This window comes from Pseudomonas sp. PSE1(2024) (assembly GCF_050990555.1).
GTDB lineage: Bacteria > Pseudomonadota > Gammaproteobacteria > Pseudomonadales > Pseudomonadaceae > Aquipseudomonas > Aquipseudomonas aphyarum.
Genome location: NZ_CP158967.1, coordinates 3587669 through 3608273, shown reverse-complemented (window position 1 = coordinate 3608273; position 20605 = coordinate 3587669). Strand labels below are relative to the sequence as shown.

Here is a 20605-nt window from a genome sequence, read left to right as displayed (position 1 = left end):
ACGCGGAGCGTCACGGGATGCATTCCCACGCAGAGCGTGGGAACGATCAGAGGTGATATATGTTTTCACGCTGGATCCCCCGAGCCGCCTCATTGCTCCTCTGCCTGCTCTTCTGGCAACTAGCCGCCAGCCACCACTGGAACCTCGGCCTGGTCACCTTCGCCAACGTCCCAACCCCGCTGGCCGTGATCGAAGCTGCCCTCGGCCTCGGCGACTCCGGCAAGCTCATCCAGCACCTGACCGCCAGCCTCGGCCGGGTCTTCGCCGGCTACCTCGCCGCACTGGTGATCGGCATCGCCCTGGGCCTGGCCATCGGCCGTTCAAAGTGGGCCGAAGACTTGCTGCTGCCGCCACTGGAAGTGTTGCGCCCGATCCCTGCCGTGGCCTGGATTCCACTGGCGATCCTGATGTTCCCGTCGTCGGAACTGTCGATGGTCTTCATCACCTTCACCGGCGCGCTGTTCCCGATCCTGCTCAACACCGTGCACGGCGTCGAAGGCGTCGACCCGCGCCTGATCGCCTCGGCCAAAAGCCTCGGGGCCGGGCGTCGGGCGATCCTGCTGGAAGTGATCCTGCCGGGCGCCGCACCGAGCATCATCACCGGCCTCGCCATCGGCATGGGCACGTCGTGGTTCTGTCTGGTGACCGCCGAAATGATCTCCGGCCAGTTCGGTATCGGTTACTACACCTGGGAGTCCTACACCATTCAGAACTACGCCGACATCGTGGTCGGCATGTTGCTGATCGGCGTGTTGGGCATGGGCAGCAGCCTGCTGATCAAACGCCTGGGCGGGCTGTTCACGCCCTGGCACCGACCACGAGGAAAAGCCTGATGAGCGTGATGCAAACTCCGGAAGGGCGGATCGACATCCGACAGTTGTCCATCGTCCTTGGCGAAGGCCCGCAAGCCTTTGAAGCGGTGCAGGGCCTGGATTGCCAGATCGAGCCGGGCCAGTTCGTGTGCATTCTCGGCCCGTCCGGTTGCGGCAAATCAACCTTGCTCGGTGCGCTGGCCGGGCATCTGCAGCCCCATGGCGGGCAGTTGAAAGTCGATGGCGCCGAAGTGTCTGGCCCGTCACCGCAGCGCGGCATGGTGTTCCAGCATCACACGCTGTTCCCGTGGCGCACCGTGCGCGACAACGTTGCCTTCGGCCTGAAAATGCGCGGCATCGGCAAGGCCGAGCGCCATCGCGCCGCCGACGACATCCTCAAACTGGTCGGCCTCGAAGGCTTCGCCGAACGCTGGCCCGATCAACTTTCCGGCGGCATGCAGCAACGGGTGGAGATCGCCCGGGTGCTGGTCAATCGCCCCCGGCTGTTGCTGATGGACGAACCCTTCGGCGCACTGGATGCGCTGACCCGACTGAACATGCAGGAACTGCTGCTGGATATCTGGACGCGAATTCGCACCACCGTGGTGTTCGTCACCCATGACATCGATGAAGCGCTGTTCCTCGCCGATCGCTTGCTGGTGATGAGCGCACGGCCGGGGCGAATTATCGAAGACTTGCGCCTGGATTTCCCCCGGCCACGCACCACCGAACTGGTGACCAGCCACGAGTTCTCGCGCCTCAAGCGCCACTGCCTCGACCTGCTGCGTCACGACAACGACCGACCGCTGCCGCGCCTCAATCCGCTCGGTTTGCCTCCTGAAAACTCCTTGCCGCGATTTGCCCTATGACCTCATTTTTTGCTGTGACCGATAACGACGACATTCTCGCCCTGCAACCGCGCCTGACCGCCGATGACGCCGGTGTGCGGCGGATTGCCCTGATCGATCTGGCCGACCTCGAAGAGCCGGACGGTCTGCTCTGGCTGGTCGAGCGCCTGGCCGAAGACCCCGCCGAAGAGGTGCGTGCCGAAGCGGCGCGTTTATTGGAAGCCTGGGAAGACGAGCCGGTGGTTGAAGCGTTGTGCCAGGCGCTGACGGATCCGTCGCCGGCGGTGCAAGCCGCAGCGGCGCAGAGCCTGAGCCTGCTCAAGACCGAAGCGGCGGGCAGGGTGATTCTGCCGTGGACCGCCCATGCCGAAACCGGCGTGCGGATTGCTGCGTTCCGGGCCTTGCGTGAATTGCGTTTCCCCGGCGCTGCGCCGGCCGCGATTCAGGCGCTGAACGATGCCGACGCCAGTGTCCGCCGCGAAGCCGTTGGCGTGCTCGGCTGGCTCAAGCAGCTCGACGCACTGCCGGCCCTGGCCCGATTGGCGAGTGATGACCCGGACACCGAAGTGCGCCGCGCCGCTACCGGCGCCCTGGGTTTGGCAAGTGACGCCGAAGTGCTGCCCGCGTTGCGTCAGGCCCTGCAGGACCACGCCTGGCAAGTGCGCGAAGAAGCCGCGACCACCCTCGGCAAGGTCGGCCATACCGACGCCGGGCCGGCGCTGATCGAAGCCTTGGCCGACGACTACTGGCAGGTTCGCCTGCGCGCCACCCGCAGCCTCGGGCGCCTCAAGTACGTCGCAGCCCTCGACGCCCTGATCGACACCCTCGGCCATCGCATCAGCAACCTGCGCAAGGAAGCCGCGCTGGCCCTCGGCGAATTGAACGATCGCGGGGCAGTGGCGGCGTTGCAGGCCGCGCAGGACGACGGCGACCCGGAAGTGCGCAAAGCCGTGCGGATTGCCTTGAGTCAGCTGCAATGAATCCGCTGTCGGTCGGTAATTCCCAAAGTGAACACCGGTTGCGGCTGAGCTGGCCGGATGGCCGCGAGCAGTTGCTCGATCATGCCGAACTGCGCCGCCAGTGCCCGTGCTCGCAATGCCGGGCGTTTCGCCTGCGGGGCTCGCCACCGTTGGTTGACCCGCGTGTGCGGGTCATCGAATTGAACGCTCAGAGCTACGGCCTGCAACTGGTGTTCAGCGACGGCCATCAGCGCGGGATTTACCCGTGGGCCTATCTGGCGCAGCTGGATGGGATCACTGGCCCGCCGTCATCGCCGGCCGGCAGCCATGGAAAATATCCAGCCCCGGCTGATACAGCGACGTCCTGACCTCGAACAACCCGAGCACCGAATGGAACAGGTTGTCGTGGCTCAGATCCGACTGGCCGCTTTTGCCTTGCAGGCAACCACGGTCGATGCCGAGTTGCGAGAGGGTGTTGTTGCCGAACCACATCACCATCGGCACATGAGTCTGGGCTTCCGGCGCCAGCGCATAGGGCGCGGCGTGCAGGTACAGGCCGTTCTCGCCCAGCGATTCGCCATGGTCGGACACGTACAGCATCGACGTATCGAGGTGGTCCTGATTGCGCTTGAGCAGCTCGATCACCTTGGCCAGGAAATGGTCGGTGTAGAGGATCGTGTTGTCGTAGACGTTGACCAGTTCGTCACGGCTGCAACTGCCCAGCTGATTGGTGTGGCAGATCGGTTTGAAGCGCTCCATGTCCTTCGGATAGCGCTCGTAGTATTCCGGGCCGTGGCTGCCGTCGGCGTGCAGGACGATGATCGCGTTGCCCTTGAGGCTGTCGATGTAGCCTTGCAGGTCGGCCAGCAGCGCTTCGTCGAGGCAGTTGTTGCCGTCGCAGAACGGCCCCGGCTGGTTCTTCGCGATGTCGCGGTTCGGCACGCGCAGGCAGGTGCCCTTGCAGTCGCTGTTGTTGTCCAGCCACAGCACCTGCACGCCGGCCCGTTGCAGGATGTCCAGCAGGCCTTCGTAGGTTTTGCCTTTCTTGTCGCTGTAGTCCTCGCGCGGGAACATCGAGAACATGCACGGCACCGACACCGCCGTCGAAGTGCCGCAGGAATGCACATTGGTGAAGTTGAGGATGTCGAGTTTGCTCAGCTCCGGATTGGTCTCGCGCTCGTAACCGTTGAGCGAGAAATGGTCGGCCCGGGCGGTTTCGCCGACCACGAACACCATCAGCGATTTCTTCTCGCGAGCGGCTGCCTTAGCGCTCATCACTGCGTCTTCGCCGATGGCCTGCACCACGAAATGCTTTTTGATCCCCAGCCGCTGCTTGGTGTATTTGCTGATCGCGTAGATGTAGTTGGTCGGGTTGATGAAGTGGGTGAGCTTGTCTTCCTCGCGAAAGATCGGCGCGTAGGTCGAATAGAACGCGCCCACCGAAGCGCCGATCACCAGCACGCAAGCCGCGATCACCAGAACCTTGTTCAGCAAACCCCGAAAGAACGGCCGATAAACCACCGGCCAGCGCCAGATCAGCACGGCTGGCAACACGCCGAGCAACAGCACGTAAGCCAGCAATTTGCCGCTGAACAGCGCCGTGGCTTCCCCGGGATTGGTTTCGAACACGTTCTGGATCATCACCGTGTCGATGGTGATCCCGTATTCGTTCATGAAATACGCCGCGCAGGCCGAGAGCAGGGCCACCAGCGTCAGCACCGGTTTCAGCGTCCAGCGAAACGAGATCAGCGTCAGCAGCAGTGTGATCGCCGCCCAGAGAAACAGCCCGAAGGACGCGAAAAACGCCAGTTTGTGCACGCCTTGCAAGGTGATCAGCGTTCCCAGCGCCTTCCAGGTCGCCAGGTTGTACAGCGCCACCAGTGCCAGCGAAAACAGCAGCACCAGGCGGGTCGGAGTGATGGACGGTAAACGCAGTCCTTTGCCCAAAGCCATTTCGATACTTTCCTCTACGTCAGTCGAAAACCCATACGGTTACGCGCGTAACTATAGAAGAACAATAGTAAAAAAATCGTAAACATCCTGCAGATGGTCAGACTGGAGGGAGGGTGGGAGACGGCTGGCGCTTTGAATTAGCCATCTGTCAATTTTGTTTGTTAAAAAATTGACGATGGCAACACTTGGCGTTTAATAGAAAACGGGCAATAATGCCATGTGGCCACTATCTACAAATTAGAACTATAGTCAGTGTTTGCTGCAATGCAATTAATTCAGCTTATAAAACGATTTGCCAGAAGAGTAATGGTAAAAATATGAAAGTAGGGAAGCTAAAGGGTGTTGATGTAGTTAATGGTGATGAATATCTAATTTGTAAGGTTGATTTTTTCTCTGAAGATCTTGAGGCTTCAATTAGAAGGAACTTATCGAGGATTTGTAATGGGGCAGAGCAGAGTAAAAGCGCAAGTCGGATGTATAGCTATTCTACAACGTTAAGTTGTTTCTTTTCTCGCTACGAAAACAAAGCAGATACTACAAAAAAAGGAATGCTTGGAGAGCTCCTTACACATATTCTCGCGATTGAGCTGTTTTCGGGTTTTGAAACAATATCTCCTTATTTTAACTTGGAGGAGAAAAGTATTAGAAAAGGGTTTGATTTGCTTCTGTTTGATCCAGGGGAAAGTGCTGTATGGATTACCGAAGTGAAGTCTGGTCATTTACATAAAGATAAAGATCAGACACAAACCACTCAAGAGCTACTTGCTGCTGCTAGGAATGATTTGAATGTGAGGCTTAATGAGAATGAGCTTAATCACTGGCAGAATGCAATTCATGCGGCGAGAGTGGCCGTCGAAGGGGTTAAAGACTATAAGTCAGCTGTAATTTCTATCTTGGAAAATAGAGGGGAGTGCGTGCTGGATAAGCGCGCCTCCAGTAAGGATAACTCTGTAATTTTAGTCGCGACACTTTTTCATGATGTGTCTCAGCCCGTCGATGTAGAGAAGGTCAAAGAAATTTCTATAAATCTCGCTGCAAAAAAGATGTTTAAGAGATTTGTTTTGGTTTCTATTCAAAAAAACACTATAGAAAAAATAGAAGATTTTCTGAAGAGGGAGGCGCTTAATAATGCCTGAACGTAAGCCCGCAGAGTTGACTTTAAGACAGCTTGCTAATACGTCATTTTCTGGTATTTATAGAAAGTTGCTATCGAAAGAAAAGCTTTCAGACAGGGAAAGTATTCAGCTTTTGTCGATTTCCATTGTTTTGATTAATCAGCAGTGTTCGAATCTTAAGAGGCTCGGCTATCGGATTGCTTTGTTTTATGGGAATGTTTCCGGTAATTACGATGCCTTGAATGAAATAGCTATAAATAATGGCTTGATTCCAGTTTCCTCAGTTATTTCCGCTGAAGAGGAATTGGGTGGAGATAGAAAAGACTCTTTTGGTTTTAATTATATATCTAGCTATATTGATAATTTTCGCGATGGGGGTATGGTATTAACTGAGCAGCAAATGGATCTAAGGAGATATTTTTTAGAAAAGAATGAAGGGTCAATTGCAGTTATTGCACCTACTTCTTATGGGAAGTCTGAGCTTATAGTTAAGGCTTTTCAAGATAATCCAAAAGCAAGTGTGTGTATTGGTTCCTTCTAAGGCACTGTTGGCGCGGACTAAGAAAAGAATCATTGATGCGGAAATTCCTGAACTTGGGAAGATAGTTACACATCCGGAAATGTACAATGAGTTGAAGCCGGCTCGTGCATATGTACTGACTCAAGAGAGATTGGCTAGACTCCAAACGGATCAACCGAATCTACATTTTGATATTGTGTTTGTCGATGAGGCACATAATCTTTTAGCAAGTGACAAGAGGAGTGAATTGCTTGCCTCGGTTATTTGTATTGCTTACTCTAGAAATCCTGCCGCTGCATTTAAATACCTGACGCCTTTTCTCAATGATGAGTTGAGTTTAAGTTTAAGATTTGTAAAGGAAAATTTGTCAGCTTTTAGAATTAGCGAGTATTTGAAGTCTGAAAGATTCTATTTGTGCGACTTTCGTGAGGGTAAAGGGGATCGCATTAATTCGTTGTATGATCATTTTTTGGATAGGTGGTATAGCACGAACAAGGTGTACTCCGATTATTTTGATTTTATTCGTATGAATTCTTTAGGAAAAAATATTGTTTATGCGAACAAGCCTAAAAGTATTGAGATGTTTGCGGTAGATTTCGCCCAAAGCTTGCCGCCTGTGGAATGCCCACTGATTCAAAAGGCTTGTATAGAGTTGGAGTTGAATTTTGATAAGCGCTATTTGCTGATTGAGTGCTTAAGGAAGGGGGTTGTTTATCATCATGGTTCAATGCCTGATACGGTGAGATATTATGTTGAGCGACTTTTTTCTAGTTCGACGCATTTGAAGTATTTGGTTTCAAGCTCTACATTGCTCGAGGGTGTTAATTTACCTATCGAACGGTTGTTTATTTTAGATCAAAGGAAGGGCAGAAGTAATTTAGATGCGTCTCAGTTTAAGAATCTTGTTGGTCGGGTTAATAGATTTAGCGAGGTTTTTTCCCAGAAAGGTCGTGATGCATTATCTCGATTGGAGTCTCATGTTTATCTAGTAGGGACGGACAAGTACTCCAGTAAGCGCGCTGATTTGCAGGGGTTCTACAAAAAAACGGTCAAGGTTACAAATAAAGTTTTTGACAAAGTCTCGAATACGCTTCTCTTGTCGACAGAGATAAATGAGCTGAATAAGGCGGAGTTAAAAGAGGCTGTGGAAAGGCTGGAGAATTTAGAGCCGGGAGCCACTTCTAGTAAAGATGTCCGTAGAGTCAGCACTCAAGTTGGGAAGCAACTAATCGCAAACAGTGTTACGGAAATTGATATTTTTGCTAAAGAGGAAAAAATTCAAAAATCGATCGAGGAATTTTTTGCGGAAAACTCTTTGATTTCTTCTCCGTATGAGTTGATGTTGGCAATAAAGATGTTTTTTATAGATAACCTAGATGAAGGCAAAGGTTATTCTGACTTGTATCGATTGAAAAATGAAGAGGCACTAAAATTTTATTCCATGCTGATTGGTTGGAAGCTCAACAAGTACACTATAAAGCAAGTGATTTATAACTTTGTAAAGTATTGGAATGATCGTGGCGAGGGTGAAAAAAATCTAGTATTCGTGGGTAAGTGGGGTGACACTAAATTTCCAGATAGTCATTATGAACACTGGGTGGATATGTCAAAGAAAAAATGATAAGGAGAAGATAAATCTTGCAATAGTTAGAATAAAAGAAGAGGATGATTATTTTGATCATAAAATATTCAGATTTGTTGAGATATTAAACGATCAAAAAGTGATTGATCCAGATTTTTTTAAGTTGGTTAAATATGGCACTGTTGATGATGTTAAAATTCGTTTGATAAGAGATGGGTTTAGCCGTAGCCTTGTTGATTTGATTCTAAAAAAATATCGTAAGACTGTTTCATTTGATGAATTTAACCAAGTTGTCGTATCTCCAAGGTTGGTCGGGTTAATGCGCAGCGAAGACGAAAGTGACTTGCTAATACTCGAAGCTACAATGAATTTAAGGACTTAACTTAAAAAATGCTCCCACCAGATCTGGGAATCATGGTGGGAGGTAGGTCAGAAGGATTTGCTGACGCTGGCGACGACCGTCGCCGTGCACACGTCCTTGAAGCCCCAGTTGCTCAGGCACTGGCTCTGCGAGAGGTCGGTGTCGATGTAGCTCAGGCCCAGCACCATGCCGGCCAGGCTGTGGGTCAGTTTGACTTCCCACTCCCGGTAGGACTCTTCGCTATGCCCGGACGCCGAATACATATGCGGGTCCTTGAAGTCCATGTTGCCGTAGCGCAGCTTCAGCCCGGAATCCAACGGCAGTTCGGTTTCATAGCCGATGTAGCTGTAGAGCGAACTCTGTTTGCTGTCGATGCCCGGCGCGTCACTGGAGTAATAGGCCGCGAGTTTCACGCCGTAAGCGCTGAGAATCGAGTACACCTCGCTCTGGTTGAACTGGCTCTCCTTGGGGTACGCGTATTTGATGTAGCCCAGATCCAGGCTCACGGCCTCGGTCGCCTGCCACAACCAGCCGGCGTAGTAATCGACTTCCTGACGGGTTTTCAGGCCGCCACCGAAATCGACGTTCGAGCTCCACGCGCCGAGGTACAGGCCGCTGCTGTGGGCCAGGGTCAGGCCGGCCTGTACGGCCGGGTCGTTCTGGGTCTGGGAGATGCCGCGGGTGCGGTAGTCGCTGGCCAGGGTCAGGTCGACCAGCACCGCGAAATCATCGTTCAGGGGAATCGCGTGGCTGCTCAAGGGCAGCAGGCTCAAGGAAGTGAGGGCGAGCAGGGGCAAGGCTTTCATGTGAAGTCCCGTTGTTGTGGTTGTTATGGGCAGGAAGCGGGCAAGGCTGCGCCGAACCCCGGCGGCTGGCGCGGGGTCGGGCAGCGGATACGGCGATTGTTATTAGAGGGTAGGGGCGTAGACCTGACGGCCGGCGAACCAGGTTTGCAGGACCTGGGTGTCATGCAGGGCCTTGTCGTCGACGCTGAACACGTCGCGATCGAGCACGATGAAATCGGCCTGTTTGCCGGGGCTCAGCGAGCCGATCTGCTTTTCCAGGCCGATGGTTCGCGCGGCATTGGCGGTGTAGGCGTAGAACATGGTTTCGCGGTCCAGGCGTTCGTCGGCGTTGAGCACGCCCAGCGGCCCGGTGCGGGTGATGGCCTGGGCCATGGCGTTCCACGGGTTCGGCGAGGACACCGGCCAGTCGCTCGCGCCGGCAATCGTCGCGCCCTGCTTGAGCAGCGAATGCGCCGGGTATTGATAGCGAAAGGCGAGGGCGCTGACGTAAGGCTTGATCATGTCGGTGGTGTAGTCGTCGGCGCTGGCCCACAGCAGTTGCATCGAGGCAATCACGTTCAGCGGTTTGAAGCGGGCGAACTCCTTCGGGTTGACCATTTGCAGGTGGGTGATCGAGTGCGTTACGCCGCTCTGCCGGTCCTTGCGCGCCTGGGCGATACCGTTGAGAGATTCGCGCACCGCACGGTCGCCGATGGCGTGGATGTGCACCAGCCAGCCGCGCTGGTCGATGGCGCTGACCAGTTCGCCGAAATGCTGTGGATCGATCAGCAACTCGCCCTGTTTGTGCGAGTTGCTGTAGGGATCGATCATCGCGGCGCTCTGGGCCGGGTATTCGATCACGCCGTCAGCGAAGATCTTGATCCCCGGCAGCGTCAGGTTGGGGATGCCCTGAAATTGCCGGCGCACTTTGTCGAGGGTGTCGAGATCGACCGGGACGCTTTTCGGGTTGGCCACCAGCAGCGCGGCGACGTGGGCAGTCATGCCGCCGCTGTCCGACAGGGCTTTATAAGCTGGCAATACGCCGACAGTTTTCTCGGTGGGCTTGAGGGCGAATACCGGCTCGCCCGGCGCGGCGTTGGCGGCGGGGTCCATCCACGCGGTGATGCCGAGGCTGTTGTTGAAACGCACCGCCGATTGCGCGGCCTTGAGCATGTCGGCCGGGCTCGGCACCGGCATTTTAGAGGCGACCCGATCCCAACCGGCGTCGACCACAAAGCCGTTCGGTTCACCGCTGGGCAGTTTGCCGATGGTGTCTTTTTCCGCGTCCGGCAGGGTTTTCAGCAGCGCGGCGTCGATGCCCGCACGCTTGAGCATCACATTGTTGGCCCACGCCGTGTGGTGGTCGCTGCCGGTGAACACCACCGGCACGTCGGTCCATTCGCCTTGGTTGAAGATTTTGCCCAGCGCTTCAGCCTTGGCCCAATACGCCGAGCTCATGCCGGCCACGCTCAGCACATCACCATGCCGGGCCTTGCCATCGTCGCGCCAGCCGCGCAGGCGTTTTTCCAGTTCATCCAGACTGACCACGTCGTCTTCCATGTTGGCCGAGACCATTTCCAGCCCGCCGAAAATCGCGTGGGAATGGCTGTCGATCAGGCCGGGCATCAACGCCTGACCTTTCAGGTCGATGACCTGGGTGCCGGGCTCGATCAAGGCCTTGATCTGCGCATCCGTGCCGACTTTCAGCACCTTGCCGTTCTCCACGGCCAGCGCCTGAACCTTCGGTTGAGCGCGATCGGCGGTGAAAATCTTGCCGTTGAGCAGCACCAGATCGGTGGCGGCCATGGCTTCCATCGAGGCAAAACTCATAGCGGCAATCAGCAGATTTTTTGTGAAATGCGGGATGAATCTTTTCATTGAACATTTCCTTGTTATTGCGTCTGATGGCCAGATTAGTGGCTGCCAACGCCCGACAGAACGCCTCCCTCACGAAAAACGTTTTTGCCTGAATGGAAAAAGCATGGACAAGCTCGGTGCACTGAAAATGTTCGTGGTCACCGCGCAGCTCGGCAGTTTCAGCCGCGCTGCCGAACAACTGGGCAAGACCCCGTCGGCCCTGACCAAAGCGGTCAATCACCTGGAATCCGAACTCGGTGCGCGGCTGTTCGAGCGCAGCACGCGGCGGATTCTGCTGACCGAGATCGGCCGGCTGTATCTGGAAACCGCACGCCAGGTGCTGCAACGACTGGACGAGGCCAGCGAGGAAATCGAGCAGTTGCAACACGGTCTGCGCGGCAGCCTGAAAATCACCGCGCCGCTGGCCTACGGGCGGGCGTTTCTCGATCAGGTGTGTGACGGCTTTTTGCAGCAATACCCGCAGATCAGCCTGCAAGTGGATTTGTGCGACGAATTCGTCAATCTGCTGGAAAGCGGCTACGACCTGGCGTTGCGCGAGGGCCATGACGACTTGCCGGGGTTGATCGCGCGGGTGGTCGGCAGCAATCGCCTGGCGCTGTGCGGCAGCCCCGAATACCTGGCGCGCAAGGGCCTGCCGGTGACGCCGCAAACCCTCGATCAGCATGAATGGCTCCTGTACCGGCATCCGTTGCTCAGCCGCGAATTCTGGTGGGCCGAACGCGACGGTCAGCGTCTTAGCCTGGCGCAACCGGCGGCGCCGCTGTTGCGCAGTGACAATTACGACCTGCTGCTGGCCAGCGCTCTGGCCGGGCGTGGCTTGCTGCACACACCATTGTGGAGCGCTGCGCCGTATATCGCCGACGGGCGACTGGTGCGGGTCATGGCTGATTACGAGATCGACCCGGACAGCTTCGGCCCGCACATTCTGGCGGTGTACCCGAGCCATCGACGGGCGACGGCCAAGGTTGTGGCGTTTATCGACTACATCGCGGAGTTTCTGGCGGAGCGCGGTTTGAGCTGACTCCGTGCTTCTGATCGTTCCCACGTCGAGGCGTCGAACCGTCCGCGTGGGAATGCAGCCCGTGACGCTCCGCGTCACTGGACGCGGAGCGTCCCTAGAGGCATTCCCACGCAGAGCGTGGGAACGATCAGTCACCAGGGTTTGAGCTGACTGGCGGTGCTTGTCAGGAAAATCCCACAGGAGTACAAATGTACTCCATGACGACTCTGACTCCCCGCCGTACCGCCATTCTGACCTTTATCCGCGAACGCATCGCCGAACACGGTCAGCCCCCAAGCCTCGCTGAAATCAGCGAGGCTTTTGGTTTTGCCTCCCGCAGCGTGGCGCGCAAGCATGTGCTGGCGCTTACCGAAGCCGGGTTCATCGAGGTCAATCCGCATCAGGCCCGGGGCATTCGCCTGCTCGGGCAGCCGGCGCGGCCGGAACTGCTCGAAGTCCCGGTGCTCGGGCGGGTGGCTGCCGGTGCGCCCATCGGCGCCGATGCCGACCTGCACAATCGGCTGATGCTCGATCCGGCGCTGTTCTCCCGCACACCCGACTACATGTTGCGAGTGCAGGGCGATTCGATGATCGAGGACGGCATTCTCGACGGCGATCTGGTCGGCGTGCGGCGCAACCCCGAAGCGCTCAACGGCCAGATCGTGGTGGCGCGACTCGATGGCGAGGTCACTATCAAACGTTTCGAGCGGATCGGCGATGAGGTTCGCCTGTTGCCTCGCAACCCGGCGTATCAACCGATTGTGGTGCGGGCCGATCAGGATCTGGCCATCGAAGGGGTGTTCTGCGGTCTGGTGAGGCAAGGCTGATGGGTGCCGTCGTTGCGCTGGATACGCTGTTCAATGGTGGCCAGGTCTGGAAGGGCCGGCCTGCGCCACCGGCCGCCAGCCCGCAACCCACCGGGCACGCGGCGCTGGACGCAGCGTTGCCCAGTGGCGGCTGGCCGGAGGCGGCGCTGAGCGAAATCCTGCTGGCCGGGCCCGGTGTTGGTGAGTTGCAACTGGTGTGGCCGACGTTGGCGCGGCTGTCGGCGGCGGGCGAGCGCATCGTGCTGGTGGCGCCGCCGTTCGTGCCATACCCGCAGGCCTGGGCCAATGCCGGGGTCGATCTGCGCCAGTTGTCGGTGATCCAGGCCAGCGAGCGCGATGCCTTGTGGGCGGCAGAACAATGCCTGCGCTCGGGCAGTTGCGGCGCGGTGCTGTGCTGGCCGCACAAGGCCGATGACCGAGCTCTGCGCCGTTTGCAGGTGGCGGCGGAAACCGGCCAGACCCTGGCGTTCGCGTGGCGGTCATTGAGCGAAGCGGTCAACCCGTCGCCGGCCGCGCTGCGCATTGCCATCGATGCGCGCCCGGCGCAATTGCGTGTGCTCAAGTGCCGGGGCGGTCTGGCGCGCAGCGCACCGATTGCCTTCGCCGTGGGGCATTGAGGTCGCCATGCGCTGGGTTTGCATTCTGTTCCCGCAATTGGCCCTCGACGCCGTGTTGCGTCAGCGCCCCGATCCCGAGCAACCCTTGGCGCTGCTCAGCGGCCCGGCCCAGCGCCGGGTGCTGCAAGCAGTCAATCCGGCGGCGCGGGCACTGGGCTTGCGTCCGGGGCAGTCGATGACGGCCGCGCAGGCCATGAGCAAAGGGTTTGCCACCGTCGATTACGACGCGGCCGAGGTCGAGCACTGGCAGCAGTTTCTCGCCGCCTGGGCCTATCGTTTCAGCGCACAGGTCAGCGTGCATTACCCGCGCACCGTGGTGTTCGAGATCGAATCGAGCCTCGGGCTGTTCGGTTCCTGGGCGCAGTTCGAGGCGCGGTTGCGTACCGAGTTGACCGAGCTGGGCTTTCGTCACCGCATCGTCGCCGCGCCCAATCCGGTGGCGGCGCGGGTGTTGGCCAACGCCTATGACGGATTGGTGGTGCCCGACGGTGAAGCCCTGCGCCATCACCTCGGGCAATTGCCGGTCGACCGCATCGGGCTTGAGCCGAGCGTGGCCACGGCGCTGTCGCGCATGGGCCTGCGCAACCTTCATCAGGTGCAGAACCTGCCGCGTCAGGCCCTGGCCCGGCGTTTCGAGGCACCGATGCTCAAGCATCTGGACACGCTGTTCGGCGCACGGCCGCTGGCGCTGGCGTTCTACCTGCCGCCGGATCGCTTCGATGTGCGCATCGAACTCAATTTCGACGTGCAGTCCCATCAGGCGCTGCTGTTCCCCTTGCGCCGCCTGACGTCCGATCTGGCGGCGTTTTTGTGCGGGCGTGACAGCGGCGTGCAGCGCTTCGATCTGCACCTGGAACATGCGGGGCTGCCGGACACATTGATCAAAGTCGGCCTGCTCAGCGCCGAGCGCGATCCGGCGATGCTCTTTGAACTGGCCCGTGGCCGACTGGAGCAGGTGCAGGTCGAAGCCCCGGTGCGCGGTTTTCGTCTGCGCGCCGAGGACCTGCCGAGTTTCGTGCCGCAGTTTCAGGAACTGTTCGACGACCGCCCGCAGCAGACCTTGCCCTGGGAACAATTGCGCGAGCGCCTGCGCGCACGGCTGGGGGATGAGGCGGTGCAGGGCCTGCGCTTTCAGGCCGATCATCGACCGGAGTGCGCGTGGCAGAACGCCGATGACAAGCAGCGTTGCCCTGCATTGCCGGGCGTGCAGCGTCCGGGCTGGTTGTTGGGCGAGCCGCAGTCCGTGCCGGAAGGTTCGGCGCGCATCCTCATGGGCCCGGAACGCATCGAGTCCGGTTGGTGGGACGGTGACGACGTGCGCCGCGACTATTACCTGATCCAGAACCGCGCCGGCCAGCAAGGCTGGGCGTACCGGGCAGTGGGTGAGGGCGGTCCGTTGTGGCTGCAGGGCTGGTTCGCGTGAACCAGGGTTATGCCGAACTGCACTGCCTGTCGAATTTCAGTTTTCAGCGCGGTGCCTCCAGTGCGCTTGAGCTGTTCCAGCGCGCGAAAAAACACGGCTATCAGGCGTTGGCGATCACCGATGAATGCACCCTGGCCGGGATCGTCCGTGCCTGGCAGGCGGCCAAGTCCGTTGAGTTGCCGCTGATCATCGGCAGCGAAATCCGCATCGAGCACGGCCCGAAACTGGTGTTGCTGGTGGAGAACATCGAGGGATATCAGGCGTTGTGCGGCTTGATCACCCAGGCTCGACGGCGCACGCAGAAAGGCCAGTATCAAATACTGCGCGAGGATTTCAGCGAGCCGTTGCCGGGATTGCTGGTGCTGTGGGTGCCGGATGCGGTCGATGAGGTGGAAGAGGGCCGCTGGCTGAAACAGACCTTCGGCGAAAGACTGTGGCTGGCGGTGCAGTTGCATCGCGGGCAGAACGATCAGCAACGGCTGGTTGCACTGCTGAGTCTGGCGGACGAGCTGCAAGTTCCAGCCGTGGCCAGCGGTGATGTGCACATGCACGCCCGTGGCCGGCGGGCCTTGCAGGACACCATGACTGCGATCCGCCATCACGTTCCGGTGGCCGAAGCCGGGTTGCGCCTGCACCCCAACGGCGAGCGGCATTTGCGCAGCCTCGATGTGTTGAGCGAGTTGTATCCGCAAACCTTGCTGGACGAATCGGTGAAACTGGCCCGCCGCTGCACCTTCGATCTGGGCGAGTTGCGTTATCAATATCCGAAGGAGCTGGTGCCTGAGGAACACAGCGCCAGTTCCTGGCTGCGCCACCTGACCGAACAAGGCATCGCCTGGCGCTGGCCGAAAGGCGCACAACCCAAGGTGCTCAAGCAGATCGACGATGAGCTGGAGCTGATCGCCGAACTCGGCTACGAAAGCTACTTCCTCACCGTGCACGACGTGGTGCGCTACGCCCGGGAGCAGAAAATCCTCTGCCAGGGCCGGGGTTCGGCGGCGAACTCGGCGGTGTGTTTTGCCTTGGGCATCACCGAGATCGACCCGGATCGCACCACGCTGCTGTTCGAGCGTTTCATGTCGAGGGAACGCAACGAGCCGCCGGACATCGACGTGGATTTCGAGCACGAACGCCGCGAAGAAGTCCTGCAATACGTGTTTCGTCGTTATGGTCGCCGTCGTGCGGCGCTGACGGCGGTGGTCAGCACTTACCACGCTTCCGGCGCGATCCGCGATGTGGCCAAGGCGCTGGGCTTGCCGCCGGACCAGATCAATGCGCTGGCCGACTGCTGCGGCCACTGGAGCGATGAAACCCCGCCCGTGGAGCGCCTGCGCGAAGGCGGTTTCGACCCCGAAAGCCCGCTGCTGCACCGGGTACTGAGTCTGACCGGGCAACTGATCGGCTTCCCCCGGCACCTGTCGCAGCACCCCGGTGGTTTCGTGATTTCCGAGCAACCGCTGGACACGCTGGTGCCGGTGGAAAACGCCGCCATGGCCGACCGCACGATTATCCAGTGGGACAAGGACGATCTCGATGCGGTCGGCCTGCTCAAGGTGGATATCCTCGCCCTCGGCATGCTCAGCGCGATCCGCCGCTGTTTCGATCTGCTGCGCCGTCATCGCCATCAGGACCTGAGCCTTGCGACGATTCCACCTGAGGATCGCCCGACCTACGACATGATCAGCCGCGCCGACACCATCGGCGTGTTCCAGATCGAATCCCGGGCGCAGATGTCGATGCTGCCGCGCCTGCGCCCGCAAACCTTCTACGACCTGGTGATCGAGGTGGCCATCGTGCGGCCGGGGCCGATCCAGGGCGGGATGGTTCATCCGTACCTGCGCCGGCGGAACAAGGAAGAAGAGGAAACCTATCCGTCACCGGAACTGGAAGTGGTGCTCAAGCGCACCCTCGGCGTGCCGCTGTTTCAGGAACAGGTGATGCAGATCGCGATTGTCGCCGCCGATTACAGCCCCGGCGAGGCCGACCAGTTGCGCCGCTCCATGGCCGCGTGGAAACGCCACGGCGGACTGGAACCGCACAAGGAACGGCTGGCCGCTGGCATGAAGAAAAATGGCTACAGCCCGGAATTCGCCGCGCAGATTTTCGAGCAGATCAAGGGCTTCGGCAGCTACGGTTTTCCTGAATCCCACGCCGCCAGTTTTGCCTTGCTGACCTATGCCAGTTGCTGGCTCAAGTGCCACGAACCGGCGGCGTTCGCCTGTGCGCTGATCAACAGCTGGCCGATGGGTTTCTACAGCCCGGATCAGATTCTTCAGGATGCGCGCCGGCATCATTTGCAGATCCGTCCGGTGGACGTGCGCGCCAGTGACTGGGATTGCAGCCTGGAGCCGATTGCCGGCGAGCAGCCGGCCATCCGCATGGGCCTGCGGATGATCAAGGGCTTTCGCGAGGAGGATGCGCGGAGCATTGAAAGCGCTCGGGCGAGGGGCGCGTTTGCCGATGTCGCCGACCTGGGCGAACGTGCCGGGCTCGACAGTCGCGCCCAGGCGCTGCTGGCGGATGCCGGCGCGCTTCGCGGCCTGGCCGGGCACCGCCATCGGGCACGCTGGGAAGTGGCCGGGGTGCAGAAACAGCTCGGGTTGTTTGCCGGGTTGCCGAGTCAGGAAGAGCCGGATGTGCTGCTGCCGACGCCGAGTGTCAGCGAAGACCTCTTCACCGACTACGCAACGCTGGGCACCACATTGGGGCCGCATCCGCTGACGTTGTTACGCGACGAGTTGCGGGCCCGGCGCTGTCGCAGTTCCCGGGAGTTGCTGGACGTCGAGCATGGTCGGCCGGTCAGCGTGGCGGGGCTGGTGACCGGGCGTCAGCGGCCGGGCACTGCCAGTGGCGTGACCTTCGTGACCCTGGAAGACGAATTCGGCAACGTCAACGTGGTGGTCTGGCGCGATCTGGCCGAGCGTCAGCGTCAGGTGCTGGTCGGCTCGCAACTGCTCAAGGTCGATGGCCGCTGGGAGCGGGAAGGCGAGGTGCGGCATCTGATCGCTGGACGCTTGAGTGACCTCAGTCCGCTGCTCAACGGAATTCGGGTGCAAAGCCGCGATTTCCACTGACACCCACAAGAATGTGATCGTTCCCACGTCGAGGCGTCGAACCGTCCGCGTGGGAATGCATATCGTGACGCTCTGCGTCACAGTGGACGCGGAGCGTCCATGGCGGCATTCCCACGCAGAGCGTGGGAACGATCGGTAGCTGACGGCAACTGGCTGATTTGCAAGCCAATTTGCTGACGTCAAAAAAACCTGTCCTCACTGATGGCACTTTGGCATAATGCCGCCCCTTTCCCGATCCCCCACAACATCACCGTGCGGGGACACATCGAATTTCAGAAGGAATGCACAGTGAGAATGATCTCCCGGATGTTGGTCTCGGGCGTTGCGATTGCCGTCCTCGGCACCCTGGCCGGCTCGCTTTCCGGTTGCGCCACCGAAAGCTCCCGCGCATTGCCGGTGGCCAAGGTGGAAAGCGCCTCCCAGGCCTGGTCCGGTGTGCGTATCCCGATGGCCGTGGGCAAGTTCGACAACCGTTCGAGCTACATGCGCGGGATCTTCTCCGACGGCGTCGACCGTCTCGGTGGCCAGGCCAAGACCATCCTGATCACTCACTTGCAGCAGACCAACCGTTTCTCGGTGCTGGATCGCGACAACATGGGCGAAATCCAGCAGGAAGCGGCGATCAAGGGCCAGGCCCAGCGTCTGAAAGGCGCCGATTACGTGGTCACCGGTGACGTCACCGAGTTCGGCCGCAAAGAGACCGGCGATCACCAACTGTTCGGCATTCTTGGCCGTGGCAAGACCCAGGTCGCCTACGCCAAGGTCAATCTGAATATCGTCAACATCAGCACCTCCGAAGTGGTGTATTCGACCCAGGGCGCCGGCGAGTACGCCTTGTCCAACCGCGAAATCATCGGTTTCGGCGGCACCGCTGCCTACGACTCTACCCTCAACGGCAAAGTCCTCGATCTGGCCATGCGCGAGGCGATCAATCGTCTGGTTGATGGCATGAACGCCGGTGCCTGGAAACCGGGCAACTGATAGACGCCCATCGCAAGGAGCAACACACCATGAATCTGTCTCTGTCCCGGTCGCTGATGGTCTTGACGCTGACTGCCAGCGCCTTGCTGGCCGGCTGCAGCAGCCCGCAAACTCTTTATCAGTGGGAAGGCTACCAGCCACAAGTCTACGAATACTTCAAAAGCGAAACGCCGAAAGAGGCCCAGGCCGAAGCGCTGGAAGCCGATCTGCAAAAGATCCGTGCCAGCGGCAAGCCGGTACCGCCGGGTTACCACGCTCATCTCGGTCTGCTGTACCTGAGCATGGGCAAGGACGATCAGATGGTGCAGCAATTGCGCACCGAGAAAACCCTGTTCCCCGAGTCTGGCACCTACATGGATTTTCTGCTTAAGAACGCCAAGACCGGAGACGCCCAATGATCTCGCGTGCCTTGAAGCTGCTGGCCGCAGGCCTGGCGCTGACCGTTCTCGGTGGCTGCGTTGCACCGAAAACCGTGGACTATTCGGCGTACAAGCAAGCACGGCCGAAATCCATTCTGGTGCTGCCGCCGCTGAACACCTCGCCGGACGTCAAGGCGTCCTACAGCCTGCTGTCGCAAGTGACGTTCCCGCTGGCCGAAGCCGGTTACTACGTGCTGCCGATCACCCTGGTCGACGAGACGTTCCGCCAGAACGGCCTGACCACGCCGGATGACATCCATGCGGCGCCGGCCAACAAGCTGCAGGAAATCTTCGGTGCCGACGCGGCGCTGTACATCACCGTCAGCGAGTACGGCACGCGCTACATGGTGATCAGCAGCGAAACTGCCGTCACCGCGAGCGCCAAACTGGTCGACCTGAAAACCGGCGTCACCCTGTGGACCGGAGCGGCCCGGGCGTCGAGCGAGGAGGGCAACAACAGCAACGCCGGTGGTCTGATCGGCATGCTGATCACTGCGGCGGTGAAGCAGATCATTAACAGCTCCACCGATGCCGGCTACCCGATTGCCGGCGTGGCCAGCAATCGACTGCTGTCGGCCGGGCACCCGGCGGGCCTGCTGTACGGGCCACGGTCGCCAAAGTACGGCACTGACTGAAACACAGGCTGCTGATCGTTCCCACTCTGATCGTTCCCATGCTCCGCGTGGGAATGCATACCGTGACGCTCTGCGTCACAGTGGACGCGGAGCGTCCATGGCGGCATTCCCACGCAGAGCGTGGGAACGATCAAGCAAGCAATAGCTTTCAGCGCTGTGGCCAGAACCGCTCGCCACCCCCCGGCGCTTCCGTCCACGCTTGCAACGAGCGGGTCGGCAGGTCGAAATAATCCCGGGTCCGCGCATAACCATGCCCCCCCATGCGCCCGATCGCATCCAGCCCCAATTGATCGATGTACAGGGTTTTCGGGTCGATCAACTCGTCGCGCACATGCGCCATCAACACCTCGCCAAAAATGATCTCCCGCGATTGGCCGATGTTCAGCGCCATCATCCGCCGACACTCCAGTGCCACCGGTGCTTCGCCGATTCGCGGGCATTTGACCGAGGTGCCGGGAATCGCCGTCAGGCCCGCCGCGGTCAACTCATCGAAGCCCGGCGCGAACGGCACGGCGCAGACGTTCATGGCTTCCACCAATGCATCGCTGACAATGTTGACGGTGAATTCCTGATTCATCTGGATATTGCGCGTGGTGTCCTTCGGGCTCTGGTCGCCGTAGTTCTCGACGCCGAGCGCGAGAATGGGCGGATCCGCCGACAGCGCATTGAAGAAGCTGAACGGCGCGGCATTGACCCGGCCTTCGGCATCGATGGTGGTGACCAGTGCAATCGGGCGCGGCACCACGCTGCCGATCAGAATCTTGTATTTTTCCCGTGGGCTCAGTTGGCTGAAATCGAAGCTGTGCATGGCAGTGT

At 59.1% G+C, this 20605-nt stretch carries 19 protein-coding genes and 1 pseudogene; 16 read left to right on the top strand and 4 right to left on the bottom strand.

Going from position 1 to position 20605, the window contains the following annotated elements; genetic code table 11:
• Positions 1–59: 59 nt before the first annotated feature.
• From ABTV87_RS16190 to ABTV87_RS16175, 4 genes and pseudogenes are all read left to right on the top strand, one after another.
• Positions 60–833: an ABC transporter permease gene (locus ABTV87_RS16190; protein WP_085654177.1), complete on the top strand. Its 774-nt coding sequence runs from the start codon at positions 60–62 to the stop codon at positions 831–833.
• The gene (locus tag ABTV87_RS16185) at positions 833–1681 is read left to right on the top strand and encodes an ABC transporter ATP-binding protein (protein ID WP_085603153.1); all 849 of its coding nucleotides are present in this window, start codon (positions 833–835) and stop codon (positions 1679–1681) included. Before ABTV87_RS16190 ends, ABTV87_RS16185 begins: the two co-directional genes overlap by 1 nt.
• On the top strand, positions 1678–2640 hold the full coding sequence (locus ABTV87_RS16180; RefSeq protein WP_433897909.1) for a HEAT repeat domain-containing protein: 963 nt from the start codon (positions 1678–1680) through the stop codon (positions 2638–2640). The genes ABTV87_RS16185 and ABTV87_RS16180 overlap by 4 nt, the downstream gene beginning before the upstream one ends.
• A pseudogene (locus tag ABTV87_RS16175) lies at positions 2637–2906 on the top strand (DUF971 domain-containing protein); the annotation flags it as partial. The gene ABTV87_RS16180 and the pseudogene ABTV87_RS16175, both read left to right, overlap by 4 nt.
• Positions 2907–2913: 7 nt before the next feature.
• On the opposite strand, the gene ABTV87_RS16170 reads toward ABTV87_RS16175, so the two are convergent.
• Positions 2914–4572, bottom strand: a complete 1659-nt coding sequence (locus ABTV87_RS16170; RefSeq protein WP_433897908.1) for a phosphoethanolamine transferase — start codon at positions 4570–4572, stop codon at positions 2914–2916.
• 317 nt (positions 4573–4889) lie between these two features.
• Here ABTV87_RS16170 and ABTV87_RS16165 point away from each other — a divergent pair, with 317 nt between their 5' ends.
• From ABTV87_RS16165 to ABTV87_RS16150, 4 genes are read left to right on the top strand one after another with little or no spacing between them, the layout of a single operon-like run.
• Entirely contained in the window at positions 4890–5708 is an 819-nt protein-coding gene (locus ABTV87_RS16165; protein ID WP_139834452.1) for a hypothetical protein, read from the top strand.
• The gene (locus ABTV87_RS16160) at positions 5701–6228 is read left to right on the top strand and encodes a hypothetical protein (protein ID WP_433897907.1); all 528 of its coding nucleotides are present in this window, start codon (positions 5701–5703) and stop codon (positions 6226–6228) included. Before ABTV87_RS16165 ends, ABTV87_RS16160 begins: the two co-directional genes overlap by 8 nt.
• A complete protein-coding gene (locus ABTV87_RS16155) occupies positions 6215–7828 on the top strand; it encodes a hypothetical protein (RefSeq protein ID WP_433897906.1) in 1614 nt (537 codons plus the stop codon). The genes ABTV87_RS16160 and ABTV87_RS16155 overlap by 14 nt, the downstream gene beginning before the upstream one ends.
• Entirely contained in the window at positions 7794–8171 is a 378-nt protein-coding gene (locus ABTV87_RS16150; RefSeq protein ID WP_433897905.1) for a hypothetical protein, read from the top strand. The genes ABTV87_RS16155 and ABTV87_RS16150 overlap by 35 nt, the downstream gene beginning before the upstream one ends.
• 47 nt (positions 8172–8218) lie before the next feature.
• On the opposite strand, the gene ABTV87_RS16145 is transcribed toward ABTV87_RS16150, so the two are convergent.
• Positions 8219–8956, bottom strand: coding sequence for a TorF family putative porin (locus tag ABTV87_RS16145; RefSeq protein WP_085603165.1), 738 nt, complete (start codon positions 8954–8956; stop codon positions 8219–8221).
• Positions 8957–9058: 102 nt separating this feature from the next.
• The gene (locus tag ABTV87_RS16140) at positions 9059–10813 is read right to left on the bottom strand and encodes an amidohydrolase (RefSeq protein ID WP_433897904.1); all 1755 of its coding nucleotides are present in this window, start codon (positions 10811–10813) and stop codon (positions 9059–9061) included.
• A 103-nt stretch (positions 10814–10916) separates the two neighbouring features.
• Between ABTV87_RS16140 and ABTV87_RS16135 the strand changes: the two genes are divergently transcribed.
• From ABTV87_RS16135 to ABTV87_RS16100, 8 genes are all read left to right on the top strand, one after another.
• The gene (locus tag ABTV87_RS16135) at positions 10917–11834 is read left to right on the top strand and encodes a LysR family transcriptional regulator (protein ID WP_273901140.1); all 918 of its coding nucleotides are present in this window, start codon (positions 10917–10919) and stop codon (positions 11832–11834) included.
• Positions 11835–12022: 188 nt separating this feature from the next.
• Complete coding sequence (lexA, locus tag ABTV87_RS16130) at positions 12023–12640, top strand: transcriptional repressor LexA (protein ID WP_039768874.1); 618 nt, start codon at positions 12023–12025, stop codon at positions 12638–12640.
• Complete coding sequence (gene imuA / locus ABTV87_RS16125; protein ID WP_085603171.1) at positions 12640–13257, top strand: translesion DNA synthesis-associated protein ImuA; 618 nt, start codon at positions 12640–12642, stop codon at positions 13255–13257. Before lexA ends, imuA begins: the two co-directional genes overlap by 1 nt.
• Positions 13258–13264: 7 nt before the next feature.
• On the top strand, positions 13265–14680 hold the full coding sequence (locus tag ABTV87_RS16120) for a Y-family DNA polymerase (RefSeq protein WP_085603173.1): 1416 nt from the start codon (positions 13265–13267) through the stop codon (positions 14678–14680).
• The gene (locus ABTV87_RS16115; protein ID WP_433897903.1) at positions 14656–17754 is read left to right on the top strand and encodes an error-prone DNA polymerase; all 3099 of its coding nucleotides are present in this window, start codon (positions 14656–14658) and stop codon (positions 17752–17754) included. The genes ABTV87_RS16120 and ABTV87_RS16115 overlap by 25 nt, the downstream gene beginning before the upstream one ends.
• 294 nt (positions 17755–18048) lie before the next feature.
• Complete coding sequence (locus ABTV87_RS16110; RefSeq protein ID WP_162130490.1) at positions 18049–18735, top strand: CsgG/HfaB family protein; 687 nt, start codon at positions 18049–18051, stop codon at positions 18733–18735.
• Positions 18736–18764: 29 nt separating this feature from the next.
• A complete protein-coding gene (locus ABTV87_RS16105) occupies positions 18765–19133 on the top strand; it encodes a DUF4810 domain-containing protein (RefSeq protein WP_258711848.1) in 369 nt (122 codons plus the stop codon).
• Positions 19130–19789 (top strand): DUF799 domain-containing protein, encoded by a 660-nt coding sequence (locus ABTV87_RS16100; protein ID WP_007959444.1) that lies wholly within the window; start codon positions 19130–19132, stop codon positions 19787–19789. The genes ABTV87_RS16105 and ABTV87_RS16100 overlap by 4 nt, the downstream gene beginning before the upstream one ends.
• A 148-nt stretch (positions 19790–19937) precedes the next feature.
• Here the strand turns inward: ABTV87_RS16100 and ABTV87_RS16095 are convergent, their stop codons facing one another.
• Positions 19938–20597, bottom strand: a complete 660-nt coding sequence (locus ABTV87_RS16095) for a flavin reductase family protein (RefSeq protein WP_011334531.1) — start codon at positions 20595–20597, stop codon at positions 19938–19940.
• Positions 20598–20605 lie beyond the last annotated feature (8 nt).

Bases quoted from the DNA above. Each gene is read 5' to 3' on its own strand.
- ABTV87_RS16190 (WP_085654177.1), top strand. From the start codon at position 60: ATGTTTTCACGCTGGATCCCCCGAGCCGCCTCATTGCTCCTCTGCCTG.
- ABTV87_RS16185 (WP_085603153.1), top strand. From the start codon at position 833: ATGAGCGTGATGCAAACTCCGGAAGGGCGGATCGACATCCGACAGTTG.
- ABTV87_RS16180 (WP_433897909.1), top strand. From the start codon at position 1,678: ATGACCTCATTTTTTGCTGTGACCGATAACGACGACATTCTCGCCCTG.
- ABTV87_RS16170 (WP_433897908.1), bottom strand. From the start codon at position 4,572: ATGGCTTTGGGCAAAGGACTGCGTTTACCGTCCATCACTCCGACCCGC.
- ABTV87_RS16165 (WP_139834452.1), top strand. From the start codon at position 4,890: ATGAAAGTAGGGAAGCTAAAGGGTGTTGATGTAGTTAATGGTGATGAA.
- ABTV87_RS16160 (WP_433897907.1), top strand. From the start codon at position 5,701: ATGCCTGAACGTAAGCCCGCAGAGTTGACTTTAAGACAGCTTGCTAAT.
- ABTV87_RS16150 (WP_433897905.1), top strand. From the start codon at position 7,794: ATGAACACTGGGTGGATATGTCAAAGAAAAAATGATAAGGAGAAGATA.
- ABTV87_RS16145 (WP_085603165.1), bottom strand. From the start codon at position 8,956: ATGAAAGCCTTGCCCCTGCTCGCCCTCACTTCCTTGAGCCTGCTGCCC.
- ABTV87_RS16140 (WP_433897904.1), bottom strand. From the start codon at position 10,813: ATGAAAAGATTCATCCCGCATTTCACAAAAAATCTGCTGATTGCCGCT.
- ABTV87_RS16135 (WP_273901140.1), top strand. From the start codon at position 10,917: ATGGACAAGCTCGGTGCACTGAAAATGTTCGTGGTCACCGCGCAGCTC.
- lexA (WP_039768874.1), top strand. From the start codon at position 12,023: ATGTACTCCATGACGACTCTGACTCCCCGCCGTACCGCCATTCTGACC.
- imuA (WP_085603171.1), top strand. From the start codon at position 12,640: ATGGGTGCCGTCGTTGCGCTGGATACGCTGTTCAATGGTGGCCAGGTC.
- ABTV87_RS16120 (WP_085603173.1), top strand. From the start codon at position 13,265: ATGCGCTGGGTTTGCATTCTGTTCCCGCAATTGGCCCTCGACGCCGTG.
- ABTV87_RS16110 (WP_162130490.1), top strand. From the start codon at position 18,049: ATGATCTCCCGGATGTTGGTCTCGGGCGTTGCGATTGCCGTCCTCGGC.
- ABTV87_RS16105 (WP_258711848.1), top strand. From the start codon at position 18,765: ATGAATCTGTCTCTGTCCCGGTCGCTGATGGTCTTGACGCTGACTGCC.
- ABTV87_RS16100 (WP_007959444.1), top strand. From the start codon at position 19,130: ATGATCTCGCGTGCCTTGAAGCTGCTGGCCGCAGGCCTGGCGCTGACC.
- ABTV87_RS16095 (WP_011334531.1), bottom strand. From the start codon at position 20,597: ATGCACAGCTTCGATTTCAGCCAACTGAGCCCACGGGAAAAATACAAG.